This window comes from Leifsonia aquatica (assembly GCF_014190775.1).
Taxonomy (GTDB): domain Bacteria; phylum Actinomycetota; class Actinomycetes; order Actinomycetales; family Microbacteriaceae; genus Leifsonia; species Leifsonia aquatica.
In genome coordinates this window covers 1,589,631-1,614,804 of record NZ_JACHVP010000001.1, presented here as the reverse complement: position 1 = coordinate 1,614,804, position 25,174 = coordinate 1,589,631, and the positions used below count along the sequence as shown (strand labels likewise).

Below are 25,174 nucleotides of genomic sequence, written 5' to 3'. Positions count from 1 at the left end.
CATTCGGCACGAATGCGCGGCGGGGTCAGTAGGCCAGCGAGATGCCCTGGGTCTTGGGGTTGTCGCTGTAGATGCCGTCGATGACGTCGGCGAAGTCGGCCAGGATGACGTTGCGCTTGATGCTCAGCTTCGGCGTCAGGTGCCCGCTCGCCTCGGTCAGATCGGTGGCGAGGATCACGAACTTGCGCACGCTCTCCGCCCGGGAGACGCCGGCGTTGGCCGCGTCGATCGCGCGCTGGATCTCGGCGTTGACGGCCGGGTTGACCGAGGCCTCGGCGAGGGTCATGTCCTTGTCCTCGCCGTTGTTGGCGAGCCAGGTCGACAGCATCTCGGTGTCGAGGGTGACGAGGGCCGAGATGAACGGCTTCTGGTCGCCGACGACGACCACCTGGCCGACGAGCGGGTTGGACCGGATCGGGTCCTCCAGCGCGGCGGGAGAGACGTTCTTACCGCCCGCGGTGACGATGATCTCCTTCTTGCGCCCCGTGATGGAGAGGAAGCCGTCGGCGTCGAAGGAGCCCAGGTCGCCGGTCTTGAACCAGCCGTCGTCGAACGCGGCGGCGGTCGCCTCCGGGTTCTTCCAGTACTCCTTGAAGACGTTGATGCCGCGCACCTGGATCTCGCCGTCGTCGGCGAGGCGGACGCCGATGCCCGGGAGGGCCGGACCGACGGTGCCGATCTTGAACTTGTCCGGGAGGTTGACCGTCGCGGGGGCCGTGGTCTCGGTGAGCCCGTAGCCCTCGAGGATCTTGATGCCCAGGCTGTGGAAGAAGTGGCCGAGGTGCGAGCCGAGCGGAGCGGATCCGGAGACCGCGTAGCGCACCCGCCCGCCCATCGCGGCACGGAGCTTGCTGAACACGAGCCGGTCGTACAGGGCGAACTTGAGCTTCAGCCCGAACGGGACCGAGCCGGTCTCGAGCGCCTTCGAGTGCTCTACCGCGACGGCGGCGGCGGAGCGGAAGATCTTGCCGCGTCCGCCGGCCTCCGCCTTCTGCTCGGCCGAGTTGTAGACCTTCTCGAACACGCGGGGAACAGCGAGGAGGAAGGTCGGCTTGAAGCTCGCGAGGGCCGGGAGGAGCTGCTTGGTGTCGGCCTGGTGCCCCACCTTCACGCCGCCGGTGACGCACAGCACGGCGATGAACCGGGCGAACACGTGGGCGGTCGTGATGAAGAGGAGGGTTGAGGCGCCGCCCGGCTGGTTGACGAGCTCGGTGAGGGCCTCGGCGGAGTTGCGCGAGAGATCGACGAAGTTGGAGTGCGTGAGCACGCAGCCCTTCGGCCGGCCGGTCGACCCCGACGTGTAGATCAGGGTCGCGATGTCCTCGCCGCGGGCGAGGTTGCGGCGGCGCTCGATCTCCTCGTCGGCCACGCCGGTGCCGCCTGCGGCGAGCTTGTCCAGATCGCCCAGGTGGAGCTGCCACACGTTGTCGATCAGCGGGAGGTCGGCGTGGACCTCGTCGAACCGCGAGTACATCTCCGCGTTCTCGAGGATGACCGCGATGGCTCCGGAGTCGGCCATGTTCCACTGGATCTGCGTGGGGGAGGACGTCTCGTAGATCGGGACGAGCACGGCGCCGGCGAACCAGGTCGCGAAGTCGATGAGGCTCCACTCGTAGCGGGTCTTGCACATCAGGCCGATCTTGTCGCCGGGCTGGATGCCGGCGGCGACGAGACCCTTGGCGAGGGCGATGACCTGGCGGTGGAACTCGGCTGCGGTGATGTCGCGCCAGCCGTCCCCGTCCGGGAGGCTGAAGAGCGGTGCGTCGGGCGTCGCGGCGACGCGCTGGACGAGCAGATCGGTCGAGTTTGCCTCGGGGTCGGCGGGGACGACGGCGGGTGTTTCGAAACTGATCACGGCAGCTCCTTCGATACCGGTGGGCGCGGGTCGGGCCGAATGGCTTCGGCCGGACTGGTTAACTACACTCTAGATGGTGCGGCGGGAGTCGCCTTCGGCGCCCCCTCTCCACCACCTCCCCACCCGCCTCCTCCCGGAAGGTTTCTGCCTGTGCACGCGATCGGCATCGACATCGGAGGAACGAAGATCGCGGGGGCGGTCGTCGACGAGCTCGGCGTCATCGTCCGCGAGGACCGCGTCCCGACCGACGCCACGCGTCCGGAGGAGATCGAGAACGCCGTGGTGGCGATGATCGAGCGTCTGTCCGACGGGCCGGAGGAGATCGCGGGAGCGGGTGTCGCCGCGGCCGGATTCATCGATGCCGCGCAGTCGACCGTCTACTACGCGCCGAACATCAACTGGCGGCACGAGCCCTTCCGGGAGAAGCTCGAGAAGCGCATCGACCTGCCCGTCCTCATCGAGAACGACGCGAATGCGGCGGGATGGGCGGAGTTCCGCTTCGGCGCGGGCCGCCTCGTGAGCGACATGGTGATCCTGACCATCGGCACGGGGGTCGGCGGCGCCATCGTCAGCAACGACCGTCTGTTCCGCGGCGGCTTCGGCGCCGGCGCCGAGATCGGCCACATGCGGGTCGTGCCCGGCGGCCTGCCCTGCGGCTGCGGCGCCCACGGCTGCATCGAGCAGTACGGCTCCGGACGCGCGCTGCAGCGCATGGCGAACGAGCTGGCGGATGCCGGCGGGATCGGCCAGGCACTCGCCGACGTGCGCTCGCGCACCGGCTCCCTCACTGGCACGGACATCTCGGCCCTGATCATGGCCGGCGACCCCGGCGCGCTCGCCGCCCTGCGGCAGCTCGGCGACTGGCTGGGCCAGGCCTGCGCCAGCCTCGGCGCCGTGCTCGACCCGCAGCTCTTCGTCTTCGGCGGCGGTGTCGCCCAGGCCGGCGAGCTGCTGCTCGAGCCGATCCGCCTGGCCTATCTCGAGAACCTCCCCGCCCGCGGCTACCACCCCGAGCCGGAGTTCAAGATCGCCGAGCTGGTGAACGACGCGGGTGTCGTCGGTGCAGCCGACCTGGCGCGCCTGCACGCCTCCCTCTGAGGCGCTCAGGGAGGGGTAGGCTCCAGAGCGATGTTCTACTGGCTGATGAAATACGTCGTCGTGGGCCCCATCCTGCGCGGGATCTTCCGCCCCTGGGTGGTCGGCGTCGAGAACGTGCCCGCCGAGGGGGCCGTCATCCTCGCCAGCAACCACCTCTCGTTCATCGACTCCATCTTCCTGCCGCTCATCGTCGACCGGCACGTCTCCTTCCTCGCCAAGAGCGACTACTTCACCCGCAAAGGCCTCAAGGGCTGGGCGACCAAGACCTTCATGAAGGCGACCGGCCAGCTGCCGATCGACCGGTCGGGGGGCAAGGCGTCGGAGGCGTCGCTCAACACCGGCCTGCGCGTCCTGGCCCGGGGCGAGATCCTCGGGATCTACCCCGAGGGCACACGCAGCCCCGACGGCAAGCTGTACCGCGGCCGCACCGGCGTCGCCCGGATGATCCTCGAGGCCGGCGTGCCGGTGGTGCCCGTCGCGATGGTCGACACCGCCGAGATCATGCCGATCGGCAAGCGGCTGCCCAAGATCGGCCGCATCGGCATCGTGATCGGCGAGCCGATCGACTTCTCGCGCTTCGACGGCATGGAGGGCGACCGCTTCATCCTCCGCTCGGTGACCGACGAGATCATGTACGAGCTGCATGCCCTGGGTGCTCAGGAGTACATGGACGTCTACGCCAGCACGGTCAAGGAGAAGCGGGCGGCCCTCGCGCGCTGACGCCTCCCGCTCGGCCCCGTCGTCATCTGTCACGGGGGACGGGCGCAGCACGGTAGGCTCGGTATCCACCAAACCCACCGGCGCTGCCGAGTGCAGGCGCGCCCCCGAATGAGCGGAAGACCAGTGCTACAGACCACAGATCCCGTCGTGCGACCAGACGAGTCCGTGATCGAGGGCCTGGACTATTGGCGCACCCTCGAGATCAAGCAGCAGCCGACCTGGCCGGACACCGAGGCCGCGGCCGCCGCGTCCGCCGAGATCGCGACCCTCCCGCCGCTCGTCTTCGCGGGCGAGGTCGACCAGCTGCGCACGCGTCTCGCGCGCGCGGCCGAGGGCAAGGCGTTCCTGCTGCAGGGCGGCGACTGCGCCGAGACCTTCGCCGGGGCGACCGCCGACCAGATCCGCAACCGCGTGAAGACCGTCCTGCAGATGGCGGTCGTGCTGACCTACGGCGCCTCCGTGCCGGTCATCAAGATGGGGCGGATGGCGGGCCAGTTCGCCAAGCCGCGCTCGAGCGACACCGAGACCCGCGGCGACGTCACCCTGCCCGCGTACCGCGGTGACATCGTGAACGGCTACGACTTCACCCCGGAGTCGCGCCAGGCCGACCCGCGACGCCTCGTCCAGGGCTACCACACGGCCGCCTCGACGCTGAACCTCATCCGCGCCTTCACCCAGGGTGGCTTCGCCGACCTGCGCGAGGTGCACAGCTGGAACCGCGGCTTCGCCGCCAATCCGGCCAATCAGCGCTACGAGGGCCTCGCCCGCGACATCGATAAGGCGATCAAGTTCATGGAGGCGGCGGGAGCCGACTTCGACGCGCTCAAGGGCGTGGAGTTCTACGCCAGCCACGAGGCGCTGCTGATGGACTACGAGCGGCCGATGACGCGGATCGACTCCCGCACGGGGACGCCGTACAACACGTCGGCGCACTTCGTCTGGATCGGGGAGCGCACGCGCGACCTCGACGGCGCACACGTCGACTTCCTCTCGCGGGTCCGCAACCCGATCGGCGTCAAGCTCGGCCCGACGACCACGCCGGACACGATGCTGCGCCTGATCGACAAGCTCGACCCGGAGCGCGAGCCCGGCCGACTGACCTTCATCACGCGGATGGGAGCCGGCAAGATCCGTGACGCCCTCCCGCCGCTGCTGGAGGCCATCAAGGGCGCCGACGCGCTGCCGCTGTGGGTCACCGACCCGATGCACGGCAACGGCCTGACCACGCCGAACGGCTACAAGACGCGTCGTTTCGACGACGTGGTCGACGAGGTCAAGGGCTTCTTCGAGGCCCACCGGGCCGTGGGGACGAACCCGGGCGGCATCCATGTCGAGCTCACGGGCGATGACGTGACCGAGTGCCTGGGCGGCTCCGAGCACATCGACGAGGAGACCCTGGCGACGCGCTACGAGTCGCTCTGCGACCCGCGACTCAACCACATGCAGTCGCTGGAGCTGGCCTTCCTCGTGGCCGAGGAGCTCGCGAACGTCTGATCGCCAGCGCGTACGCGAGAGCCCCCGCCGTCCTCGGATGTCGGGGGCTCTTCGTATACGCGGTGAGTGATCCCGAGCGGGCTCAGAAACCGGCGAAGTTGACGGTGATCGTCGACCCCTTGGGGACCTGCTCGCCTGCGGCCGGGGAGATCTTCGACACGACGAACGCGGGCGGCGCCACGTCGGCGATCGGACTGTACTTGAGCTGGAAGCCGGCGTCCTGCAGGGCCTTCTTGGCGACGTCCCACGTCTTGCCGACGACATCGGGAACCGGGACGGGCTCCGGCCCCTTGGACGTCTCGAGCAGGAGCGTGTCGCCCGGCTTGACGACGTCGCTCTGCGGGTGGGCCGTGATGACGTCGCCCTTCTCGACGGTGTCGCTGTAGCTCTCGGGCCCGGCACCGACCTTGAGGTTCGCCTTCGCGAGGATGGCGGTCGCATCATCGACCGACTTGCCCGCGACGTCCGGGATGGGGCCGACCGACTCGACCAGGTCGACCGTGGCCGCCTCGAAGTACTCGCCGCCCTGCGAGAGGTCGCGGCCGTCCAGCGCGCCGGACGCCGAGATGACGGTTCCGGAGGGGATCTTCGCGTCGAATTGCTGTGTGACGGTACCGACGTGCGCCTTCTTGCCCTGGATCTCGGCCTTCGCTTGATCCAGGGTCGTGCCGGCCAGGGCGCCGAGCGCGATGGGTGCCGGTCCCTGTGAGATGCGGACGGTCACGAGGCTGCCGCGGGCGGCGGACGCTCCCTCGCCCGGGTCGGTGCTGGACACCAGGCCCTTCTGAACCGTCGTGCTGTACTCGGGCGCTTCCTTGGTCTGGAAGCCCAGATCCTTGAGCTGCGCGGCGGCGGCATCCGGCGCGACGTTCACGAGCTTCGGCACCTGCACGAGGGATCCGGGACCCGAGCCGAAGTACCAGCCCGTGCCTCCCGCCACTCCCGCGAGCAGGATGATGAGCGCGAACAGCCACCAGCCCTTGCCCCGGCGCCGCTTGGCCGACTCGGCGAGAGCGTCCGCAGAGCTCGGGGTGTTGGCCGCGACCTGCTGGCGGATGGCGGGGTTGATGATCTGCGTGTCGCCCTCGTCGGCGCTGTACGCCGGCGGGAGGACCATGGTCGGCTGCAGCACGGCCTCGCCGCGGATCGACTTCTCGGCCTCGAACAGCCGGTCGAGCATCTCGCGGGCGTCCTTGGGCCGGCGCTCCGGGTCCTTCTCGGTCGCCCACAGGACCAGCTCGTCGAGCTCGGCGGGAACCGCGGGGTTCTTGCTGCTCGGAGCCGGGACGGAGTCGTTCGCGTGCTGGTAGGCGATCTGCATCGGCTGCTCGCCCTTGAAGGGCTGCTCGCCGGTCAGCATCTCGAACATCATGATGCCGAGCGCGTAGATGTCGCTGCGGGCGTCGGCGACGCCGCGCGTCACGAGCTCGGGGGACAGGTACGCGATGGTGCCGAGCAGCGCCTGGCCGGTGGCGGTGTTCGCGCTTGCGGCCCGCGCGAGTCCGAAGTCGCCGATCTTGATGCGGCCGTCGTCGGCGAGCAGCACGTTCTCGGGCTTGAGGTCGCGGTGCACGATGCCGGCCTTGTGGGCGGCCGCGAGACCGCTGAGCACCGCCTCCATGATGTCGACCGTCTGCTCGGGGGTGAGCTTGCCGTAGTCCTTGAGGAGGTCGCGCAGCGTGATGCCCGGGAGGTACTCCATGACCAGGTACGCCATGTCGGAGTCCTGGCCCTGGTCGAAGACGTTCACCACGTTGGGGTGGGCGAGCCGCGCGGCCGAGCGGGCCTCCTGGACGAACCGGCTCTTGAACGTGCTGTCGTCGGCGAGATGGCCGTGCATGACCTTGATGGCGACGCGCCGTTCGAGGCGGAGGTCGGTTGCGAGGTAGACCGTCGCCATGCCGCCCCGGGCGATCCGCGAGCGCACCTGATACCGGCCGTCGATGAGACGGCCGATCAAGGGGTCGGTCTGGCTCGTGGTCACGACACGAGTCTAGGGAACGCCGGGTGCGTGAACCCTGCAAAACACCGGTGACGGCGCGGGCTGTGATCCGGCTGTGACCTTCTGCGGCCCACGCGGGTCAGCCGAGCTGCGCGAGCCACGCGCGCGCCGAGGTCTCCCACTTGGCGTAGGCGTCGGGGAACGCGGAGATCTGCACGGCCTGTGCCGCCTGGGTGACGCTCATGGAGGTCCACCCCGGGATGTCGAGGAGGCCGCGGGTGCGCCCGGGGTTGGGGTTGCCGGCGCCGCCGTAGAACGCGCGGGTGGCACGCTCCGGGTCGAGCACCTGGGCGGCCGTGCCCCAGCCGGTGCTCGGGCGCTGCTGGAACAGGCCGAGGGAGTCGCGGTCGCCGTACTGGACGTTGCGGAGGCCGGACTCCTGCGCCGCGGCGGCCAGGGCGATGACGATGCCCTGGTCGCTGACGCCTTCCTGGCGTCCGATGCGCACGATGAGCGCGGCGTTGGCGTGCATCTCATCGGTGAGGGCGACGACCTCGCCCGCGTTCGCGTGGGGGAGCGGCGCGGGCGGAGCGACCGGTGCGGGAGCAGGTGCGGGCGCGGGCGCCGGCGCGGCGACCGGGGTGACCGTGGCCGCCGTCGTCATGCCCGGGATGGTGATCTGCTGGCCGGGGAAGATGAGGCTGGAGCTGCTGAGCCCGTTGACGCTCAGCACCGACGCGGTCGACACGCCGAAGCGTCCGGCGATGCGGCTGATCGTGTCGCCGGAGACAACGGAGTACTTGGTCACGGCCGGAGCGGCGGGCGCCGCGGGTGCCGGTGTGGGCGCGGCCGCTCCACCGAGAGCGAGGACCTGGCCCGGGAAGATGAGGCTCTTCCAGCTCAGTCCGTTGAGCGCGAGGATGCTCGCCGTCGAGACGCCGAACCGGGAGGCGATCCCGCTGACCGTGTCGCCCGAGGCGACCGTGTAACTGGTCGGGGCGCCCGCCACGGACGTCAGTGGTGCGGACGTCGTGGTGCGTGCGGTCGTATCGGTGACGACCCGCGTCGATCCGGTGGTCGGGGTCTTCTCGCGCGGCTGCTCCGCCGTCTGCGGCTGGACCGCCTGTGCCGGCGTCACCAGGTTGAGCGCCACGGCGATCGACCCCGCGACCGCGATGGGGACGGTGCCGAACACGGAACGCGTCCAGTGCCGGCCGCGCTCCTGCAGGGCCATCGGCTCCGCGGCGGCTTCGTCGTCTCGTACGGACATGGGACCCCCCTTTCGAGTGACACGCCGGACTTACGCTGACACAGAATGAAGAGGGAGTCAACCAAAGTGACAGGTGTGACAGCAGTTTACCTGATCGTAACAATCGGCACGGCACGCGAGTGCGCTCCGGACGTGGCACCCTTGATGACGTGAATGAGCGCGTCCAGGCCACCGAGTGGCTCACCATCCCCGACCTCGTCGACCAGCTGGGCATCGGCGTCAGCCGGGTCCGCCGGCTGATCGAGGACCGCCATCTCGCCGCGAAGCGGATCGACGGCGTCATCAAGGTGCCGGCGCTGTTCCTGCGCGACGGCGAGCCGCTGCCGGAGCTGCGGGGGACGCTGGTCGTCCTCTCCGACGCTGGCTTCGACGACGACGAGGCGGTCGACTGGATGATCGACGAGGAGGAGTCGCTCGGCACCTCGCCGATCGAGGCGCTTCGCAGCGACCGCAAGGCCGAAGTGCGACGGGTGGCCCAGGCGCTCGCCTGAGACCCGTCAGGAGGCGCGGCGGGTGACCGTCACGGCGAGGTCGCGGAGGTTCGCCTTCGCCTGCTCGCCGATGGGGGCCGCCTCGAGCGCCTCGATCGCGCGCCGCACGTTGTCGGCGATCATCTTCTCGACGGTGTCGACCGCCCCGGACTCGCGGATCGTCGACTGGAGCATCGCGATCTGCTGCGCGGTGAGGTCCGGGTCGCCGAGCAGCTCGTCGAGGGTTGCGCGCGCACCCGACGGGAGGGCCTCCCGGGTGAGTGCGATGAGCACCGTCCGCTTGCCCTCGCGCAGGTCGTCCCCGCTGGGCTTGCCGGTGACGTCGGCGTCGCCGAAGACGCCGAGCAGATCGTCGCGCAGCTGGTACGCGATCCCGAGCGGCAGTCCGAAGCCGCGCAGCGCGTCCAGCTGGCCGACGGTGGCGCCGGCGAGACTCGCTCCGATCAAGAGCGGGGACTCGATGCTGTACTTGGCCGACTTGTAGACGATCACGCGCTCCGCGCGGGCGAGCTGGTCGGCGTCCGGGCGGCCGGCCCAGCCGATCTCCTCGAAGATGTCGAGGTACTGGCCGGCGGTGACGTCGATCCGCATGCGGTTGAACTCGGCGCGCGCCGCCCGGCGTGCGGACGGGCTGACCGCCTGCGTGAGTCCCTCGTCGAAGAGCTCATCGCTGAGGATGAGGAGGAGGTCGCCGAGCAGTGTCGCCGCACCGTGGCCGAAGGTCCCGCCCGATCCCTTCCAGCCCTCCTCGTCGTGGAGGCTCTGGAACCGCCGGTGGGCGGAGGGTGCGCCGCGCCGCGTGTCGGAGTTGTCGATCAGGTCGTCGTGCACCAGGGCGGCCGCGTGGAACAGCTCGAGAGCGCTCGCCACCGAGACCACCGCGTCGAGCGGGCCGCCGGTCGTGACGGGCGTGTCGGCCGCATCATCGCCCGCCGTGCGCACCGCCTGCCAGCCCCAGAAGCAGAAGAGGGCGCGGAACCGTTTGCCGCCGCTGAGAAAATCCCTTGAGAAACCCGCGATCGGGGAGAGCTCGTCCGCGATGGAGACGAGAATAGATGCACGCACATCGAAGAATCCATCGATTCTGGACTGGATAAGGTCGACGAATCGGATGCTTTCAGACACATGCCTAGCCTAGTCAGAGACGCACGGCTACAATCAGCCACACAAGGCTTGAACCCACGAGAAAGAGGGGGAAACGGATGCCGCTTTCGGAGCACGAGCAGCGCCTCCTCGAAGAGATGGAGCGCAGCCTCTATCAGAACGACGCCGATTTCGTGGCGAAGGTGGGTGGCAAGCGGGTCCGCCCCGCGTACCGCTCGATCGTCCTCGGCATTCTGATCGCCGTGGTCGGCGTCGGCGTTCTGATCACCGGCGTCTTCGTCCAGCAGCCGCTCGTCGGCATCCTCGGCTTCGTCGTCATGTTCGGCGGAGTGCTTCTGGCCATCGCGCCGGGCAAGCGCGTCGCGGTCGACCCCGATGCGCCCACCACGCCGAGCAAGGCCAAGGCGGGCCGTGGCGGAAGCCAGGCCGGCTTCATGGACAAGCTCAATGACCGCTGGGACAAGCGGCAGGACGGGCAGGGCTAACCCTCCCTCCACTTCGCACCACCTCGCTCCCTTCGTAGGAAGCGCCAGGCCGATCCTTACGGATCGGCCTTTTTTCATGCCCTTTTTCCTCCCCGGGAGCATAAGATTGCTCCACTTTCCTCCACCGCAGAATTCCCTGATTTTCCGCGGCTGAAACACCCCCGTTCGGGCCGATATTCCTCGAATGCGTGATTTTGTGGATGAAAGTGGAGTAAAGTGGAGCTGCACCACAACCTTGGGCCGGAAGAGTGGGGAGGCGTCCGATGTTCCTCGGTACTCACGCCCCCAAACTCGACGAGAAGGGGCGCATCATCCTCCCCGCCAAGTTCCGCGACGAGCTCGCGTCCGGCCTCGTCCTGACCCGCGGCCAGGAGCACTGCGTGTACGTCTTCAGCCAGCGCGAGTTCGAGGCGCTGCACGAGAAGATCCGCCAGGCGCCGGTGACGAGCAAGCAGGCCCGCGACTACCTCCGCGTGTTCCTCTCCGGAGCGAGTGCGGAGGTTCCGGACAAGCAGAACCGGGTGACCATCCCGCAGACGCTGCGTTCGTACGCGGGACTCGACCGCGACCTCGTCGTGATCGGCGCGGGCAGTCGTGCCGAGATCTGGGACGCCCAGGCATGGGAGACCTACCTGGCGGAGCAGGAGTCCACATTCGCAGAGACCGACGAGGAGGTGATCCCGGGGCTGTTCTAGCGCCTGACACCGGACTCCCAGCCATACGCCCTGACGCACTTCCCCGGTGTCAGGTCGGAATGGATGGGGATCCGGAATCAGGGGCACGGGCCCTCTTCACGATGAGCGAACCGACGAATCACAACGACATCCACACCCCGGTCCTCCTGGAGCGGTGCATCGAGCTGCTCGGCCCCGCGCTCGAGCGTCCCGGCGCGATCTTCGTCGATGCCACTCTCGGCATGGGGGGTCACTCCGCGGGCGTGCTGGAGCGATTCCCCGAGGCGGTCCTGGTCGGCCTCGACCGCGACCCCGAGGCCCTCGCCATCGCGGGGGAGCGCCTCGCCCGGTTCGGTGATCGCGTCCACCTCGTGCACACCGTCTACGACGGCATCCGCGAAGCCCTCGATGGACTCGGCTTCGCCGAGGCGGACGGCATCCTCTTCGACCTCGGCGTCTCCTCCCTGCAGCTCGACCGGGTCGAGCGCGGATTCTCGTACTCCAAGGACGCCCCGCTCGACATGCGCATGGACGGCACGAGCGACCTCACCGCGGAGGTCATCCTCCGCGAGTACTCCGAGGCCGACCTGCGCCGCATCTTCCGCGAGTACGGCGAGGAGAAGCTCGCCGCGCGCTACGCCCAGAAGATCGTGGCGGCGCGCGAGCAGGAGCCGCTGACCCGCTCCGGTCAGCTGGTCGATGTGATCACGAAGGCCACGCCCGTCGCGGTGCAGCGCCAGGGGCACCCCGCCAAGCGCGTCTTCCAGGCGTTGCGGATCGAGGTCAACCAGGAGCTGGCGGTGCTGCAGCACGCCATCCCCGCCGCGATCGACGCGCTGCGCGTCGGCGGCCGCATCGTCGTCGAGGCGTACCAGTCCCTCGAGGACCGCATCGTGAAGCGGGAGCTGCAGGCGCGCTCCGTCTCCAGCGCTCCTCCGGGACTCCCGGTGGAGCTGCCGGAGCACCGACCCGAGCTGAAGCTGCTGATCCGCGGCGCCGAGCTCGCGAACGACGACGAGAAGGCCGCGAACCCGCGTGCCACCCCGGTCCGCCTGCGGGCGGCCGAACGCGTGAGGAGGGCCTCGTGAGCACGAATCTGGCCGAATCGACCGCCCGGCGCCGTCCCGCCGCCGGATGGACCGGCGGGATCCTCCCGGCCCCGGCCGAGCAGGAGCGGCGCGGTCACCTCGAGGTCGTCCCTTCCCGGTCCCAGCGGCGGGCACGCCCCCGCGCGCTCTACGCCGTGGTGGCGGTCGGTTCGCTGCTGGTCATCGTCGTGGCCCAGCTGCTGCTGAGCATCGCGATCTCGCAGGGCGCGTACACGCTGAACACCCTCCAGACGAAGCAGACCAGCCTCCAGCGTTCGCTGCAGGCGGCCTCGGAGGACCTCACCCGCGTGTCGTCGCCGCAGAACCTCGCGGCGAACGCGAACTCCCTCGGCATGGTCAGCAACAGCAACCCCGCCTACCTGCGCCTCTCGGACGGCGCCGTGCTCGGCGCGCCCATCGCGGCGACCGGCGCAGCAGGCACGGTCACCGGCGGACAGGGCAACCTCGTGCCGAACTCGCTCCTGGCGGGCGTCGGCCTCGCGAACGCACAGCAGGCCGCCACCCCGCCCGCGACCCAAGCTGGGAATTCCGCAAGCACGGGTGCCGCTACCCCGCCGACCACGACGCCGACCGTACCGTTGCAAGGAGCGTTGCCCACGCCGGTGACGCACTGACGACGGGACGGACGCACGCATGACCAGCAAGAAGATGTTGCGGCGGCGGACCGCGGTGACCGTGGCGGCCGTCGCCGTCACCGTCGGCATCCTCGGTGCGAAGCTCGTCGACATCCAGGTCGTCCGCGCCGACGCCCTGCAGGCGCAGTCGGTGGATGCCAAGGAGCAGTCGAACACGCTCTACGGCAATCGCGGCGACGTCGTCGACGACAAGGGCACCGTGCTCGCCACGACCATCTACAAGTACACGGCCCAGGCGTCGCCGTCCGACGCGGTCGCCGGGACCGACGGCCACAAGAAGATGCTCGAGGCCGCGGCGAAGATCGGCGCGATCACCGGGCAGGGCGCGGACGCCGTCGCGAAGCTCTTCGACGACGCCCTCGCGCAGAACCCCAAGTCGAAGTACGTGCTCATCAAGTCCGGGATGGACGTCGGCACGTTCGACAAGCTGAATGCGCTGCCGTACCCGTGGCTCACGTTCTCCAAGGTTCAGACCCGCAGCTACCCGAACGGCGCGGTCGCCGGCAACCTGCTCGGCTACATGTCCGACTCGGGCAACGGCGGCCTCGAGGAGAGCGAGAACGGCTGCCTCGCCGGCCAGAACGGAACGGAGACCTACCAGCAGGGCGCCGACGGCGTGGCCATTCCGGGCAGCACGGTCGTCCAGAAGCAGGCCAAGGACGGCGGAACCGTCAAGCTCACGCTCGACAGCGATCTCGAGTGGTTCGCCACGCAGACGCTGGCCCAGCAGGTCCAGGCGACCGGTTCGCAGTTCGGGTTCGTGACGGTCGTGGAGGCCAAGACGGGCAAGGTCAAAGCCGTGGCCCAGTGGCCCTCCGCCGATCCCAACAACCTCGACGCGACCGATCCCAAGTACTGGAACCTGCTGCCGCTCACCGACCCGTACGAGCCCGGCTCGACGTTCAAAGCACTCACGGCCGCCATGCTGATCGACCAGGGCAAGGCGAGCCCGACCTCGCAGGTCCTCGCCCCCTACGAATGGAAGTCGGGCAACGGCGCCGACCTGCACGACTCCGGCTACCACGACCCGCTGCGGCTGACGCTGACCGGCGTGCTGATGATGTCGTCGAACACCGGGATGTCCCAGCTCGGCCGGGCGCTCAGCGACCAGACGCGCTACGACTACCTCAAGAAGTTCGGTATCGGCGACAGCACGGGGCTGCCGTACCCGGGGGAGTCCGACGGCATCCTGAACCCCGTCGACAGCTGGGACGACCAGACCAAGTACGCGACGATGTTCGGCCAGGGCGTCTCGGCGACCCAGCTGCAGATGGTGGACGCCTACCAGGCGCTCGCCAACGGCGGCGCGCGCATCCCGCTCTCCCTGGTCGAGAGCTGCACCGACGCCGACGGCAAGGTCACGCAGGTCCCGTCGGCCAAGGCGACCCAGGTCGTCTCGCCGGAGGCCGCCAGCACAACCCTCGGGATGATGGAGTCGGTCGTCACCAAAGGCGAGCTCGCGAAGCAGCTCCAGATCCCCGGCTACCGCGTCGCCGCCAAGACCGGAACGGCCCAGCAGCCGGACGGCAAGGGCGGGTACCTGCCCTCGTACTACGTCTCGGTGATGGGCGTCGCCCCGGTCGACGACCCCCAGTACGTCGTTTCGGTCAACCTCGGATACCCGACTACCATTACTTCGTCGGCAGCCGCCGCTCCGCTGTTCCACACGATCATGAGCCAGGTGCTGAAGACCTACCGGGTGAAGCCGTCGACGACCAGCCCGGCCGACTACCCTCCGTACTACTGAAAGTGAGCCCCGTGACAGGACCGGCGCCCTCCTCCCTGCGCCCCGAGCATCCCGTCGCCCGTCCGCTCGCCCAGTTGGTAGCGGAGTTCGGGTTGGACTGCCGAGGCGACCTCGACGCCGTCGAGGTGACCGGTGCAGCACTCGCGAGCTCCGCCGTCGAGCCCGGCGACCTCTACGTCGGCGTGCCCGGCAAGAACGCGCACGGTGCGAGCTACGCGGCGGCCGCTGCGGAGGCCGGAGCCGTCGCGGTGCTCACGGACGAGGCCGGCGCCGACCTCGCCGCCGCCTCTGGACTCCCGGTGATCGTCACCCAGGACCCGCGCGCCGCCCTCGGGGCCGTCGCCGCGTGGATCTACCGCACCGACGAGAACCAGGCGACGCTCTTCGGCGTCACCGGCACCAACGGCAAGACCAGCGTGGTCTACCTGCTCTACGCGATCCTCGGGCAGCTCGGCGTCGTCGCCGGGCTCAGCTCGACCGCCGAGCGCCGCATCGGCGAGCAGGCGATCACCAGCAAGCTGACCACTCCGGAGGCCAGCGAGCTTCACGCGCTCCTCGCCCGGATGCGCGAGGAGGGCGTCCGCGCCGTCGCCCTCGAGGTCTCGGCCCAGGCCCTCAGCCGCCACCGCGTCGACGGCATCGAGTTCGACGTGGTCGGGTTCACCAACCTCAGCCACGACCACCTCGACGACTACACGGCGATGGACGACTACTTCGAGGCGAAGCTCGAGCTGTTCCAGCCGGACCGCGCCCGCCGCGGGGTCGTCACAGTGGACTCCGACTGGGGCCGCTCACTCGTCCAGCAGTCGCGCATCCCCGTCACGACGCTGTCCAGCTCGCCCGGCACCGAGGCCGACTGGACCCTGACGATCCTCGACGAGACCCTCTCGGACACGTCGTTCGCGCTCGAAGGACCGGACGGCCGCCGTCTGGAGTCCTCGGTGCCGCTGATCGGCGCCTACAACGCCGCGAACGCGGCCCTCGCCATCGTGATGCTCGTCGAGTCCGGCTACGACCTCGACGCGATCGGCGCCGCGCTCGACCGCGACGGCGGGATCGACGCCTACGTTCCCGGACGCACCGAGCGGCTGTCCGGAGACCGCGGCCCGGTCGTCTTCATCGACTACGGCCACACGCCCGACGCGTTCCTCTCGACCCTGACGGCGCTCCGCCGCGTGACGTCGGGACGCGTCGTCATGGTCTTCGGCGCCGACGGCGACCGCGACACGACCAAGCGCGCCGACATGGGCGCGATCGCCGCCCGCGGCGCCGACGCGGTGGTCATCACGGACTTCCACCCGCGCTGGGAGGACCCGGCTGCGATCCGCGAGGCGCTGCTCGCGGGGGCCCGCGCCGCTGTCCCGGACGGCGAGCTCTACGAGGTGCCCGACCCGCGCGCCGCCTTCCGCAAGGCGCTCTCGCTCGCGGGAGAGGGCGACGTCGTGCTGTACGCCGGACCGGGCCACGAGGACTACCAGGAGGTCGCGGGACAGCGCCTGCCGTACTCGGCGCGCGACGACGCCCGGCTCGCCCTCCGAGAGGCCGGGTGGCTCTGATGATCGCCCTCACCCTCGCCGAGGTCGCCGCGGCGACCCGCGGCACCCTGCTGCTCGACGGCGCCCTGATCGACGGCGCACCGGCGACGCCCGAGACGGTCGTCTCCGGTCTGTCGACGACCGATTCGCGGGAGGTCGTGCCCGGCACCCTCTTCTTCGCCAAGCCCGGCGAGTTCACCGACGGGCACCTCTTCGCGCCGCAGGCGGCCGAGGCGGGAGCCGCACTCCTCGTCGTCGACCACGCGCTCGACCTCCCGGTGCCGCAGCTGCTCGTGGAGGACACCGTCGTCGCCCTCGGCGACCTCGCGACCGAGGTGATCGCCCGTGTGCGCGCCCTCGGCCGGCTGAAGATCGTCGGTGTCACCGGCTCCAACGGCAAGACGACGACCAAGAACCTCCTGCGCGAGATCCTGGAGCAGGTCGGCCCGACCATCGCACCGCGCGCTTCCTTCAACAACGAGGTGGGCGCTCCCGTCACGATGCTGGAGGTCACGGAGGAGACCCGGTACCTCGTCGCCGAGATGGGCGCGAGCGGCGTGGGCGAGATCGCGCGCCTCGTGCGCATGGCCCGCCCGGACATCGGGATCGTCCTGAAGGTCGGCCTCGCCCACGCGGGCGAGTTCGGCGGGATCGAGCAGACGCTGGCGGCGAAGACCGAGATGGTCAGCGACCTCCTCGAGTCCGACGTCGCCATCCTGAACCTGGACGACCCGCGCGTCGCCTCGATGGCGGACAAGACGGCCGCCCGGGTGCTGTGGTTCGGCCTCGACAGCCGCGCCGACGTGCGCGCGACCGACGTCGTCTCCAGCGCCCGCGGCACCTCGTTCACCCTGCACCTGCCGGACGGCGCCTCCCGTGAGGTGCGGTTCCAGGTGCTCGGCGAGCACCACGTGATGAACGCGCTGGCGGCCGCGGCCGCGGCGCACACGCTCGACGTGGGCATCGACGCGATCGTCGCCGCCCTCCAGACCGTGCAGCGCGCCGAGCGCTGGCGGATGGAGGTCATGGGCGGTGCCCGTGGCGTCACGGTCATCAACGACGCGTACAACGCGAGCCCGGACTCCATGTCCGCCGCGCTCAAGACCCTCGCGCAGATCGCGGAGCCGGGTTCCCGGACCGTCGCGGTGCTGGGCGAGATGAGCGAGCTCGGCGAGTTCTCCGGGGAGGAGCACGATCGCATCGGCCTGCTCGCCGTCCGGCTCGGGATCGGCCAGCTCGTCGTCGTGGGCCCCGAGGCCCGCCGCATGCACATCACGGCCATCAACGAGGGCTCGTGGGACGGCGAATCCCTCTACTTCGACACCCAGGACGCCGCGTACGAGCACTTGGCGGGGGACCTCCGCGAGGGGGACACCGTGCTCGTGAAGTCCTCCAACTCCGCGGGACTGCGCTTCCTCGGCGACCGACTGGGAGAATTCTTCTCGTGAGAGCCCTGCTGACCTCCGGTGCACTGTCGATGGCGTTCTCGCTGTTCCTGACGCCGCTGTTCATCCGCCTGTTCCGCCGCCTGCAGTGGGGGCAGTTCATCCGCGACGACGGGCCGCAGAGCCACCACGCGAAGCGCGGGACCGCCACCATGGGCGGCATCATCGTCATCCTGGGAACGCTCTTCGGCTACTTCACGGCCCTCCTGCTCACCGGCGACGAGACGAGCGTCTCCGCGCTGCTCGTGCTGTTCCTGATGGTGGGGCTGGGCGTCGTGGGCTTCATCGACGACTTCCTCAAGACGCGCCGTGAGCGGAGTCTCGGCCTGACGGGTTGGGCGAAGGTCGCCGGCCAGGTCGTCGTCGCCACCGTCTGGGCGTTACTGGCGATCTCGTTCCCCAACGGCAACGGCGACACCCCCGCGTCGATGAGCGTCTCGTTCATCCGCGACCTCCCGATCGACTTCGGCCATCTCACCCAGTTCGGGGCGATCGGCCTCGTGGTGGGCTACGGGCTCTACCTGATCTGGATCAACTTCATCGTCGCGGCCACCTCGAACGGCGTGAACGTCACCGACGGTCTGGACGGACTCGCGTCGGGCGCGTCGATCCTCGCGATCGGCGCCTACATCATCATCGGCTTCTGGCAGTCCATCCAGTCGTGCGCCAACTCCAACCTGAACCCGGAGAACGTGGCCAAGTGCTACGAGGTGCGCGATCCGTTCGACCTCGCGATCGTCGCGACGGCGATCGTCGGCGCCGTGGTCGGCTTCCTCTGGTGGAACACGTCGCCCGCCCAGATCTTCCTCGGCGACACCGGCTCGCTCGCGCTCGGCGGCGCGGTGGCGGCCCTCGCCATCCTCAGCCACACCGAGCTCCTGCTCGTGCTCATCGGCGGCCTCTTCGTGATCGAGGCGGGTTCGGTGATCGTCCAGCGGGCGTACTTCAAGCTCACCCACGGCAGGCGCATCTTCCTGATGAGCCCCATCCATCATCATTTCGAGCTCAAAGGCTGGGCGGAGGTGACGGTCGTCGTGCGGTTCTGGATCATCGGCGGACTGCTCGTCGCCGCCGGCGTCGGCTCGTTCTACCTCGAATGGCTCGCCACATGAGTGCGGGGGAGCGGCTCTCGACCCTCACGAGCTGGCACGCCGACTGGCGCGGGCTGCGGGTCGCGGTCTACGGCCTCGGCGTCACCGGCTTCTCGGTCGCGGACACCCTGGCCGAGCTCGGGGCCGAGGTCCTGGTCGTCACGGCCTCGGCGGATTCCGAGCGCGCGATGCTGCTCGAGGTCATCGGCGCCGAGCTGCTCGAGGAGGCCGACCTGTCGTCGCCGCCCGCGCGCCTGACCGAGTTCGACCCGGAGCTCGTCGTCGTCTCGCCCGGATTCCACTGGGACCACCCGCTGCTGGTGTGGGCCGAGGAGCGGGAGACACCGGTCTGGGGCGACATCGAGCTCGCGTGGCGACTCCGGGACAAGGTGGCCGCTCCCGGCAGCGGGAACACCCCCGCGGACTGGATCTGCGTCACCGGCACCAACGGCAAGACCACGACCGTGCAGCTGACCGCGACGATGCTCCTCGCGGGCGGCAGCCGCGTCGCCCCCTGCGGCAACATCGGCGTGCCCGTGCTCGACGCGATCCGCGACCCCGAGGGCTTCGACGTGCTCGTCGTGGAGCTCTCCAGCTACCAGCTGCACTGGATCAACCGCAACGCGGGCGGCGAGCTGTACCCGTACTCCTCGGCCTGCCTGAACATCGCGGACGACCACCTCGACTGGCACGGCTCGCTGGAGGCGTACATCGCCGCGAAGGCGAAGGTCTACGACAACACCCAGGTGGCGTGCGTGTACAACCGCGCCGACGCCAACACCATCCTCATGGTGGAGGAGGCGGAGGTGGTCGACGGCGCGCGCGCCATCGGCTTCGGCCTCGACGTGCCCGGCCCGAGCGACTTCGGCGTCGTCGACGGCATCCTGTGCGACCGTGCGTTCCTCGAGGACCGCATGACCACCGCGCTCGAGCTGACCACGCTGGACGAGCTGCGGGAGGCCGGGCTCTCGGCCCCGCACGTGGTCGCCAACATCCTCGCCGCCAGTGCGCTCGCCCGTTCCTACGGGGTCGAGCCGCAGACCATCCGCGACGTGCTGACCGCCTTCCGCCTCGACGCCCACCGCATCGAGTTGGTGCGGGTGGAGGCCGGCGTGAGCTGGGTCGACGACTCCAAGGCCACGAACCCGCACGCCGCCGACGCGTCGCTGCGCGCGTACTCGTCGGTCGTCTGGGTGGTCGGCGGCCTGCTGAAGGGCGTCGACATCGACGAGCTCGTCCGCACCCACGCGTCCCGCCTGCGCGGCGCCGTGCTGATCGGCGTCGACCGCGAGCCGCTGCGGGAGGCATTCCGGCGACACGCGCCGACGCTTCCGGTGGTGGAGGTCGAGGCCGACGAAACTGAAGGGGTCATGCCGACGGCTGTCCGCTCGGCCGGCGGTCTCGCCCGCGAGGGCGACACCGTTCTGCTGGCGCCGGCTGCGGCGTCCATGGACCAGTTCGCCGACTATGCGGAACGGGGACGCCTCTTCCAGGCGGCCGTCAACGAGTACTTGGGAGGTGAGGCGGATGACTTCTCCGCCTCGCGTCCCGACGAGGACTGACCGGCCGTCTCCCTCTGCGCGGGAGGCTGCGTCGGCCGCGACCGCCTCGCGCCTGGCCGGTCTGACCGCCCGCATCTCGCTCGGCAAGAACGTGACTGCCGAATCGGCCAACTACTTCATGCTGCTCGGCGTGACGCTGTTCATGGTGTTCTTCGGGCTCGTGATGGTGCTCTCGTCGTCCTCCGTGGAGTCCCACAGTGACAGCGACAACTTCTTCTCGCGGTTCTGGTCGCAGGGCGCCTTCGCGCTGATCGGCCTGCCGCTGATGTTCCTCGTGTCCCGGTTGCCGGCACGGTTCTGGAAGAAGTCGATCTGGTTCCTGCTCGCCGCCGCGTGCTTCCTCCAGGTGCTGGTGCTCCTCACTCCGCTCGGGGTCGAGATCGGCGGCAATCGCAACTGGCTGCGGATCGGGTCGTTCACGGGTCAGCCGTCGGAGGCGATCAAGGTCGCCCTCGTGGTCTGGCTCGGGGTGGTGCTCGCGCGCAAGCGGGACGTCCTCGACCAGTGGAAGCACGTCGCGGTGCCCGTCGTCCCGGTCGCGGGAGGCGCGATCGCACTCGTGCTGCTCGGCGGCGACCTCGGCACGACCGTCATCATGGCGGCCCTCGTCCTCGGCGCCCTGTTCTACGCCGGGGTGCGGATGCGGTATCTCGTGATCGGCACGCTCGGCATGGGGGCGATCGCGGTCGCCGTCGCGCTCTCCAGCGCCAGCCGCGTCGGGCGCATCGCCGCCTTCTTCGGGGGCAGCAGCGCCGCGAACCCCGACGTGGACTGGCAGATCAAGAACGGCTTCTACGCCCTCGCATCCGGGGGCGTGTTCGGTGTGGGGCTCGGCAACTCGCACTCCAAGTGGTCGTGGCTCCCCGCCGCCGACACCGACTTCATCTTCGCGATCATCGGCGAGGAGCTCGGCCTCATCGGCGCGATCGTCGTGCTCCTGCTCTTCGTCCTACTCGCGATCGTCTTCCTGCGCATCATCCACGCGTCGACCGACCCGTTCGCGCGGGTCACGACCGCCGCGATCATGGTGTGGCTGATCGGTCAGGCGTTCGTCAACATCGCCGTCGTGCTCGGGGTGATACCCGTGCTCGGCGTACCGCTCCCACTGATCTCTGCGGGAGGGACTGCCATGATCAGTTCCATGATCGCCATCGGAATCGTCCTCTCGTTCGCGCGCGAATCGAGCAAGGAATCGCACACGACCCCGTCCGCCGCCCGATCGGCCGGTCCGCGCGCATGACGCGGTACCTGCTGGCCGGTGGGGGGACCGCCGGCCACGTGAACCCGTTGCTGGCCGTCGCCGACCGCCTGCGCCGTGACGACCCGACGGCCGAGATCCTCGTGCTCGGCACCAAGGAGGGCCTAGAAGCGCGCCTGGTGCCCGCGCGCGGCTACGAGCTGGCCACGATCCCGAAGCTGCCCTTCCCGCGGCGTCCCAACGCCGCGGCGCTGCGCTTCCCTGGCGCATACCGGCGGACCATCCGCACGGTCGTCGACCTGATCCGGGAGCGGGGCATCGACGCCGTCGTCGGCTTCGGCGGCTATGCCGCCGCGCCGGCCTACTCCGCCGCTCGCAAAGCGGGCGTCCCGCTCGTGATCCACGAGGCCAACGCCCGTCCGGGACTCGGCAACCGCCTCGGCGCGCGCTACACCCCCTGGGTGGGCGTGGCCTTCGAGGGGACCCGGCTGCCCCACGCCACGTTCGTCGGCATGCCGCTCCGCGTCGAGATCGAGGAGCTGGACCGCGCGGCGTCGCGTCCCGCCGCCCTCGCCGAGTTCGGCCTCTCCGACGACCGCCCCACGCTGCTCGTCACCGGCGGCTCGCTCGGGGCGCGCCGGCTGAACGGCACGATCGCCGCCCGCGCCCGCGAGTTGACGGCGGCGGGCTGGCAGGTGCTCCACATCCAGGGCGGCCGCGGCGAACTGACGGACCCGGGAGTCGAGCACTACCGGCTGCTGGACTACTGCGACCGCATGGACCTCGCGTTCGCCCTCACCGACTTCGCCGTGGCCCGCGCCGGGGCGGCGACCGTGAGCGAGTTCGCTGCTCTGGGCATCCCGGCGGTCTACGTGCCGTTCCCGATCGGGAACGGCGAGCAGCGCTACAACGCTGCGGGCGTCGTCGGCGCAGGCGGCGGAATCCTCGTGGACGACGCCGCGTTCCTTCCCGAGTGGGTCGACGCCGAGCTCCTGCCCCTCCTGAACGACCGCGAACGCGTGGCCGTGATGTCCGCCAGGGCAGCCGGTGCCGGGGTCCGCGACGGGTCCGACCGCATGGCGGCACTTGTCCGGCGCTCCCTCGGCCTCGCATAGCCCCGTGAGAAGATGGAGGAAGCCCTGATGGAGTTACTCCTCGTGAACCGAAAGCAGTGCCCGTGATCAAGCCCGACCTCTCCATGACCATCCCCGACGACCTCGGCGCCCTGCACTTCGTGGGCATCGGCGGGTCCGGGATGAGCGGGATCGCCCGCCTGTTCCTCGAGGCCGGCTACACGGTGACGGGCTCGGACGTGCGCCACTCCGCCAACATCGACACGCTGCGCGCGCTCGGCGCGACGATCGCCGTCGGCCACGACGCCGCGAACGTCGGCGACGCGGACACGCTCGTCGTCACCGGCGCGCTCTGGCAGGACAACCCCGAGTACCAGCTCGCACTCGCGAAGGGCCTCCCGGTGCTGCACCGGTCGCAGGCGCTCGCCTGGCTGATCAACCGCAAGCGGCTCGTCGCCGTCGCCGGTGCGCACGGCAAGACCACGTCGACGGGAATGATCATCACCGGCCTGCTCGGGCTCGGCGAGGACCCGAGCTTCGTCAACGGCGGTGTGATCGCCTCCCTCGGCAAGAGCTCGCAGACCGGCAGCGGCGACCTCTTCGTGGTGGAGGCCGACGAGTCGGACGGCACCTTCCTGCTGTACGACACGGCGGTCGCGTTGATCACCAACGTCGACCCCGACCACCTCGACCACTACGGTTCGCTGGAGGCGTTCGAGGAGGCGTTCGTGACGTTCGCCCGCGAGTCGAGCGAGCTCGTCGTGGTGTCGTCGGACGACGCCGGTGCGAAGCACGTCACCGCCCGCCTGCTGGAGTCCACCCCCGACAAGCGCGTGGTGACCTTCGGCGAGGCGGAGGACGCGGACGTGCGCGTCCACTCCATCGTCACCGACGGGCCCGTCTCGTTCCGCGTCAGCTACGCGGGCGACGAGTACGCCGCTCAGTTGCGGGTGCCCGGTCGGCACAACGCCATCAACGCCGCGGGCGCGTTCGCGGTGCTCACCGGCCTGGGCTTCGAGCCGGCGGCATCGCTGGCCGCCGTCGCCGAGTTCGGCGGCACCGAGCGCCGGTTCGAGCTGCACGGGACCGTCGGCGGCGTGAGCGTCTACGACGACTACGCGCACCACCCGACCGAGGTCGCCGCGGCCCTCTCCGCAGCGCGGACGGTCGTCGGCTCCGGCCGCATCATCGCGGTGCACCAGCCCCACCTCTACAGCCGTACGCGCCTCTTCGCGAACGAGTTCGCCGAGACCCTGGAGACGTACGCCGACGAGACCGTCGTGCTCGACGTCTACGGTGCGCGCGAGGACCCGGAGCCGGGCGTCACCGGCGCACTCGTCGCGGACCGCTTCGCGCATCCCGAGCACGTCGCGTTCATCGCCGACTGGCAGGCCGCCGCCGATCACACCGCCGAGATCGCGCGCGAGGGCGACTTCGTCATCACGCTCGGCTGCGGCGACGTGTACCGCATCGTCCCCCAGCTGCTGGACTCGCTCCGCCGCGTCCGCGAGTAGCCGCCCGTGAAGCGCCCCCAAGGTCACGACCGGACGCCCGGGCAGACTCCGCCCGCGGCGCAGCCGCCCGCGCCGGAGACCGAGCGCCGCGCATCCGCGCCGCGGGCGACGACCACTCCGGCGGTGACCGAGCCGATCCCGATCGTCAGCGCACCCGTCTCCCCGCCGGTCGAGGAGCGTCGGCCCGTGCGCGCCGAGCGGCCCGTGCGCGCCGAGCGCCCCGCGAGTTCCGAGCATCCCGAACCGGGGACGGGCACCCGATCCGCCGCGGACACGTCGCCGTACGACCGGCTCCCGAGCAATCGCGACATCAGCAAGGCTCTCCGCGCCGCACGCAAGGAGCGCAAGCGGGTCGAGCGCGGCGAGGTGCGCCGATTCACCAAGCGATCCCGGCGGCGCCGTCAGGCGTGGCTCGGGGCGGCCGGAGTGGCGCTCGCGCTTGTCCTCGGGGTCACCCTGCTCGCGTTCTCGCCCGTGCTCGCTCTCAAGCACATCGAGGTGACCGGAGCCTCGCGGCTCGACCCGAAGGACATCGCGGCGAAGCTCGGCGATCAGCTCGGCAAGCCGCTGCCCCTGCTCGACCAGGCCGGCATCTCGCACGACCTCGCGGCGTTCCCGCTGATCCGCAGCTACACGGTGGAGAGCCACCCGCCGGACACCATCGTGGTCCGGGTGGTCGAGCGCCAGCCCATCGGCGCGATCCAGAAGGGTGCGGCCTTCACTCTGGTGGATGCGGCCAAGGTGCCGATCTCGTCCAGCGCGACCCGTCCGGACGGTTTCCCCCTGATCGCGGCCGGCGGCGCGTCGGCCGAGAACGACGCCGATTCGGCGTTCGCCGCGGCCGCCAGCGTCCTGAGCGCTCTGCCTGCAGCGACGCTCGCACAGGTGGACACGATCTCGGCGACGACCAAGGACGACGTCTCGTTCACGCTCCGCGGCAGCGGCGCGACGGTCGTGTGGGGGAGCGCGGAGGACTCCGACCTGAAGGCCGCCGACCTCGCCGCGCTGCTCGTCGGGGCGGCCGGAGCGAATCATTACGACGTGTCGTCGCCGCACAGTGTGACGACAGGATGATGCCGCGCAGACCGCGGCTTCTGGACGCACTTTCCCGACACGCCTGGCGGGTTCCGCC

21 protein-coding genes are annotated in these 25,174 nt (G+C 70.1%); 17 read left to right on the top strand and 4 right to left on the bottom strand.

Annotated elements, in window-relative coordinates; translation table 11 throughout:
* Window positions 1-25: 25 nt before the first annotated feature.
* Window positions 26-1,855, bottom strand: a complete 1,830-nt coding sequence (locus tag FHX33_RS07710; protein WP_021763321.1) for an AMP-dependent synthetase/ligase — start codon at window positions 1,853-1,855, stop codon at window positions 26-28.
* Between the two features lie 150 nt (window positions 1,856-2,005).
* Between FHX33_RS07710 and FHX33_RS07705 the strand changes: the two genes are divergently transcribed.
* From FHX33_RS07705 to FHX33_RS07695, 3 genes are all read left to right on the top strand, one after another.
* A complete protein-coding gene (locus FHX33_RS07705) occupies window positions 2,006-2,953 on the top strand; it encodes an ROK family glucokinase (protein WP_183428315.1) in 948 nt (315 codons plus the stop codon).
* 30 nt (window positions 2,954-2,983) lie between these two features.
* Window positions 2,984-3,673, top strand: coding sequence for a lysophospholipid acyltransferase family protein (locus FHX33_RS07700; RefSeq protein WP_021764402.1), 690 nt, complete (start codon window positions 2,984-2,986; stop codon window positions 3,671-3,673).
* A gap of 108 nt (window positions 3,674-3,781) precedes the next feature.
* Entirely contained in the window at window positions 3,782-5,167 is a 1,386-nt protein-coding gene (locus FHX33_RS07695; RefSeq protein WP_218875064.1) for a class II 3-deoxy-7-phosphoheptulonate synthase, read from the top strand.
* An 82-nt stretch (window positions 5,168-5,249) separates the two neighbouring features.
* Here FHX33_RS07695 and pknB read toward each other — a convergent pair whose 3' ends face one another.
* Together pknB and FHX33_RS07685 are read right to left on the bottom strand one after the other, a co-directional pair.
* The gene (gene pknB / locus FHX33_RS07690) at window positions 5,250-7,151 is read right to left on the bottom strand and encodes a Stk1 family PASTA domain-containing Ser/Thr kinase (protein ID WP_021764404.1); all 1,902 of its coding nucleotides are present in this window, start codon (window positions 7,149-7,151) and stop codon (window positions 5,250-5,252) included.
* Between the two features lie 97 nt (window positions 7,152-7,248).
* Window positions 7,249-8,379, bottom strand: a complete 1,131-nt coding sequence (locus tag FHX33_RS07685; protein WP_246396880.1) for a lytic transglycosylase — start codon at window positions 8,377-8,379, stop codon at window positions 7,249-7,251.
* 149 nt (window positions 8,380-8,528) lie between these two features.
* Here FHX33_RS07685 and FHX33_RS21525 point away from each other — a divergent pair, with 149 nt between their 5' ends.
* Window positions 8,529-8,870 (top strand): Rv2175c family DNA-binding protein, encoded by a 342-nt coding sequence (locus FHX33_RS21525; protein ID WP_021763082.1) that lies wholly within the window; start codon window positions 8,529-8,531, stop codon window positions 8,868-8,870.
* A 6-nt stretch (window positions 8,871-8,876) separates the two neighbouring features.
* Here FHX33_RS21525 and FHX33_RS07675 read toward each other — a convergent pair whose 3' ends face one another.
* A complete protein-coding gene (locus FHX33_RS07675) occupies window positions 8,877-9,995 on the bottom strand; it encodes a polyprenyl synthetase family protein (protein WP_021763083.1) in 1,119 nt (372 codons plus the stop codon).
* Between the two features lie 77 nt (window positions 9,996-10,072).
* Here FHX33_RS07675 and FHX33_RS07670 point away from each other — a divergent pair, with 77 nt between their 5' ends.
* From FHX33_RS07670 to FHX33_RS07610, 13 genes are all read left to right on the top strand, one after another.
* Window positions 10,073-10,459, top strand: a complete 387-nt coding sequence (locus tag FHX33_RS07670) for a DUF3040 domain-containing protein (RefSeq protein ID WP_021763084.1) — start codon at window positions 10,073-10,075, stop codon at window positions 10,457-10,459.
* A 263-nt stretch (window positions 10,460-10,722) separates the two neighbouring features.
* Window positions 10,723-11,154, top strand: coding sequence for a division/cell wall cluster transcriptional repressor MraZ (gene mraZ / locus FHX33_RS07665; RefSeq protein WP_021763085.1), 432 nt, complete (start codon window positions 10,723-10,725; stop codon window positions 11,152-11,154).
* A gap of 101 nt (window positions 11,155-11,255) precedes the next feature.
* On the top strand, window positions 11,256-12,221 hold the full coding sequence (rsmH, locus tag FHX33_RS07660) for a 16S rRNA (cytosine(1402)-N(4))-methyltransferase RsmH (protein ID WP_039922267.1): 966 nt from the start codon (window positions 11,256-11,258) through the stop codon (window positions 12,219-12,221).
* Entirely contained in the window at window positions 12,218-12,856 is a 639-nt protein-coding gene (ftsL, locus tag FHX33_RS07655; protein ID WP_021763087.1) for a cell division protein FtsL, read from the top strand. The genes rsmH and ftsL overlap by 4 nt, the downstream gene beginning before the upstream one ends.
* A 19-nt stretch (window positions 12,857-12,875) precedes the next feature.
* Window positions 12,876-14,624, top strand: coding sequence for a peptidoglycan D,D-transpeptidase FtsI family protein (locus FHX33_RS07650; RefSeq protein ID WP_021763088.1), 1,749 nt, complete (start codon window positions 12,876-12,878; stop codon window positions 14,622-14,624).
* A gap of 11 nt (window positions 14,625-14,635) precedes the next feature.
* Window positions 14,636-16,180 (top strand): Mur ligase family protein, encoded by a 1,545-nt coding sequence (locus tag FHX33_RS07645; protein ID WP_039922278.1) that lies wholly within the window; start codon window positions 14,636-14,638, stop codon window positions 16,178-16,180.
* A complete protein-coding gene (locus FHX33_RS07640; protein ID WP_021763090.1) occupies window positions 16,180-17,607 on the top strand; it encodes a UDP-N-acetylmuramoyl-tripeptide--D-alanyl-D-alanine ligase in 1,428 nt (475 codons plus the stop codon). Before FHX33_RS07645 ends, FHX33_RS07640 begins: the two co-directional genes overlap by 1 nt.
* Window positions 17,604-18,716 (top strand): phospho-N-acetylmuramoyl-pentapeptide-transferase, encoded by a 1,113-nt coding sequence (mraY, locus tag FHX33_RS07635; protein WP_039922270.1) that lies wholly within the window; start codon window positions 17,604-17,606, stop codon window positions 18,714-18,716. Before FHX33_RS07640 ends, mraY begins: the two co-directional genes overlap by 4 nt.
* The gene (gene murD / locus FHX33_RS07630; protein ID WP_039922273.1) at window positions 18,713-20,257 is read left to right on the top strand and encodes a UDP-N-acetylmuramoyl-L-alanine--D-glutamate ligase; all 1,545 of its coding nucleotides are present in this window, start codon (window positions 18,713-18,715) and stop codon (window positions 20,255-20,257) included. The genes mraY and murD overlap by 4 nt, the downstream gene beginning before the upstream one ends.
* Window positions 20,223-21,497, top strand: a complete 1,275-nt coding sequence (ftsW, locus tag FHX33_RS07625; protein WP_021763093.1) for a putative lipid II flippase FtsW — start codon at window positions 20,223-20,225, stop codon at window positions 21,495-21,497. The genes murD and ftsW overlap by 35 nt, the downstream gene beginning before the upstream one ends.
* Window positions 21,494-22,570: a UDP-N-acetylglucosamine--N-acetylmuramyl-(pentapeptide) pyrophosphoryl-undecaprenol N-acetylglucosamine transferase gene (locus tag FHX33_RS07620; RefSeq protein WP_183428314.1), complete on the top strand. Its 1,077-nt coding sequence runs from the start codon at window positions 21,494-21,496 to the stop codon at window positions 22,568-22,570. Before ftsW ends, FHX33_RS07620 begins: the two co-directional genes overlap by 4 nt.
* Window positions 22,571-22,632: 62 nt before the next feature.
* Entirely contained in the window at window positions 22,633-24,042 is a 1,410-nt protein-coding gene (gene murC, locus FHX33_RS07615) for a UDP-N-acetylmuramate--L-alanine ligase (RefSeq protein ID WP_039922491.1), read from the top strand.
* 6 nt (window positions 24,043-24,048) lie between these two features.
* Window positions 24,049-25,116, top strand: a complete 1,068-nt coding sequence (locus tag FHX33_RS07610; RefSeq protein ID WP_183428313.1) for an FtsQ-type POTRA domain-containing protein — start codon at window positions 24,049-24,051, stop codon at window positions 25,114-25,116.
* The last annotated feature ends 58 nt before the right edge of the window (window positions 25,117-25,174 follow it).